This is a genomic window from Selenomonadales bacterium, from assembly GCA_017442105.1.
GTDB lineage: Bacteria > Bacillota > Negativicutes > RGIG982 > RGIG982 > RGIG982.
Genome location: JAFSAX010000074.1, coordinates 1 through 2,674, shown reverse-complemented (window position 1 = coordinate 2,674; position 2,674 = coordinate 1). Strand labels below are relative to the sequence as shown.

General features: G+C 49.6%; 2 protein-coding genes. Both read left to right on the top strand.

Annotated features, from left to right (window positions below):
• Window positions 1–118 precede the first annotated feature (118 nt).
• Window positions 119–1,630, top strand: coding sequence for a TonB-dependent receptor (locus IJN28_03040; GenBank protein MBQ6712748.1), 1,512 nt, complete (start codon window positions 119–121; stop codon window positions 1,628–1,630).
• 12 nt (window positions 1,631–1,642) lie between these two features.
• Window positions 1,643–2,674 (top strand): hypothetical protein (locus IJN28_03035; GenBank protein ID MBQ6712747.1); only part of this gene is annotated, 1,032 nt, incomplete at its 3' end.

Sequence of the window (2,674 nt, the reverse complement as noted above, 5' to 3'; positions counted from 1 at the left end):
TGAAACACTCGAGAAAAATAAACAAAAACTAAAACATGCTAAAGAAAATGAACGCCATCGTAAATACAACGATTACCAAAATATCAATTCTATCATCAAATAGCAGAACGACAACTGGATGGTCAAAGGTTCCTGGAATAAGATAGACCGTCATCTGCCCGACAGCCTTTGGAATGGCAGTGCTGTCGATGCCGTCTGGGCATATGAGGTAGACCTTTTTGATACATACTTTTACGATAGCCGCCGCCAGAAGATCGATACGAAAGACATCCTTGTGCAGAACCGTAACGAAGTCGGCAAACTCGAATGGGGCTGGATGGCAGGCTATACCAAGACAGAGAAACAATACCGTGCCGAGCATATCATGCAGAATAATGTGACTGACTACGAAAAAGATACCGTTCCGCTTCGTGAATGGAGCCGCTATGACTCGGATAAATATCATGTGCAGATCGACGGTACATACAAAATGTCCGAACGCAATATGCTTGATTTCCAAGTGAACTACTCCACAGAAGACATGACAGTACAAGGCTCTCTCATGGATAAGGTCATTGGTGACAGCTCTATTGCAAGCATATTGGGACAGACGCGTAATCGCTACAAACAAGAGATGCTCAATATCCAGCTACAAGATACCATCACACTCGATAAAAAATCGAGCTGGTTCTTCACACCGAGCCTTCGCTATAACCGTTCCACTATCACAGGGTACAGCGATGGCAGTCGCTTCGAAGAAAATGCAGAAAATCGTTACGGCTGGATCACACCGTGTGACGAGCAGACTGACGATAAAGTAACCTGGCAGCTTGCACTCAAAAAAGAATTCAACGATCAGTTTACGATGCGCATGACGGGCGGAACGTACTATCGCCTCCTCAATATGTATGAGATCGCAGGGGACGGCGCAGGTATCCTTCCCGCACCGAATACTTCCAACGGTCAGTCCGTATTCCCGCGTCCTGAAGAAGGCAAGCAGTTTGACATCAGTGCCATCTGGAACGGTGATGCACTCGGTGCATATAACAAAACGACCTTGACCTACTTCTGGCGTGATTCAGATAACATGCTTCAGCTTCAGCGTTACGGCAAAGACTACTGGTGCTATATGAATGACAACAAAGGCAAATCGCACGGGCTTGAACTTCAATCCAGCTTCAACTGGAACAAGTTCGATCTCGATCTGCAGGCTACCTATATCACATCTAACATGAAACAGAAAAACAGCACTCCTGCGGGCGGATACGACTATACCGATGTATGGGCAACGTATCAGCCTGAATGGGAAGGCAACGTCAGATTAACATACCGACCGCAAGACGGTCTTGATATATTTGCAGAAGCCCACTATACCGACTCGTACTACACGTACCGAGAAAAAGACTCCCGCGGCGGTGAGTATGCTTACCTCAGCGGCAAGCCCGTCGACTCTCTCCTCGTGTACAACCTCGGTATGAAAGTAAGAATGAGTGATTCCGTACAGCTCACACTCGGCTGCAACGACATCTTCAACGAAGGGCCCAAGCAAAAGATCTACACCAACACAGCATTCGTAGGCGGCGGATACATCAACCCCGAGTTCCCGATCCAGGGACGTACCTACTATGCAACCGTTCGGTATGAATTCTAAAGGAGGATAACGATGAAAAAACCAACGTCCAAAAAGAAAAACGCACTGCTTGTCGCAGCAGTCGTCAGCGGACTGGCCTTCGCACAGCCTGTTGATGCAGCCAACCTCGGCGCATTCGTTGCGTCCGACTACAGTCAAAGTCAGCTCGGCACGATCCAGGGCTCGTACATTGACTCTGCCGATATCAGCGCTGTCGCAGGCACACTGATCGACCTCAACCGCGACCCCGCCATCTACAATACGGTAGACCAGACAACGGGCAAAAGCGAAATGTATATCAGACAGTATAACTACAGCACCACCAACTTAGTGCCGAGTTATGCTTTCAACGGACAAGGAGACTTCTCCGAAGCCGTATCGGGCCTCCCCGAAGGAGCCTGCAACGCACACGGCGTAGCACGCTCCAACAACTTCATCTATGTAGCCAGCTATGACGAAGGCACCATCGGTGTCAGCCAAGTCGGCGATACCGCGATCACACCGCAAGCTAACATGACCATAGACCTCAAACAGGACCTCATCGACCTGGAAGGTATCAGCTTTGACGATACGTGTCAGCTCCACGACGAAGCAGTCATGATCGACGGCAGCAATCTCTATGTCATTGCCAACGTCAACCCGGGCGGTGACGCATGGGCAGCAGACGCGGCTTACGATCCGAGCTATCTGATGCAATACACCATCCAAGAAGACGGCAGCCTCGAATACAACAGCGTCGTCACTATGGGCAAAAACACAGACAGCGTCCGCCTCAACAAATACAATAACATGATCATCACATCGGCGATCGGAGGCTACCAGAACTACGGTGACGACGTAGCCAACGAAGAGACTTCGCTCGACATCGCATTCCTCGATGATAACGGCACCCTTACTTCCTCGAAGAAGGTGACCGTACCGGAAGGCGTAGGCCGCGAAATGCGCAGTATCAAAGTACTGCCGAACGGCACCGCATACATCATGTGTTATAACATCGCCAACTACGGTTCGTCGATCAACCTCGACGTATACAAAACGACCGTATCCAACCTCGTATCGGATACG

Excerpts from the sequence above, each read along its gene's own strand:
- IJN28_03040 (MBQ6712748.1), top strand. The coding sequence starts at position 119 with ATGGTCAAAGGTTCCTGGAATAAGATAGACCGTCATCTGCCCGACAGC.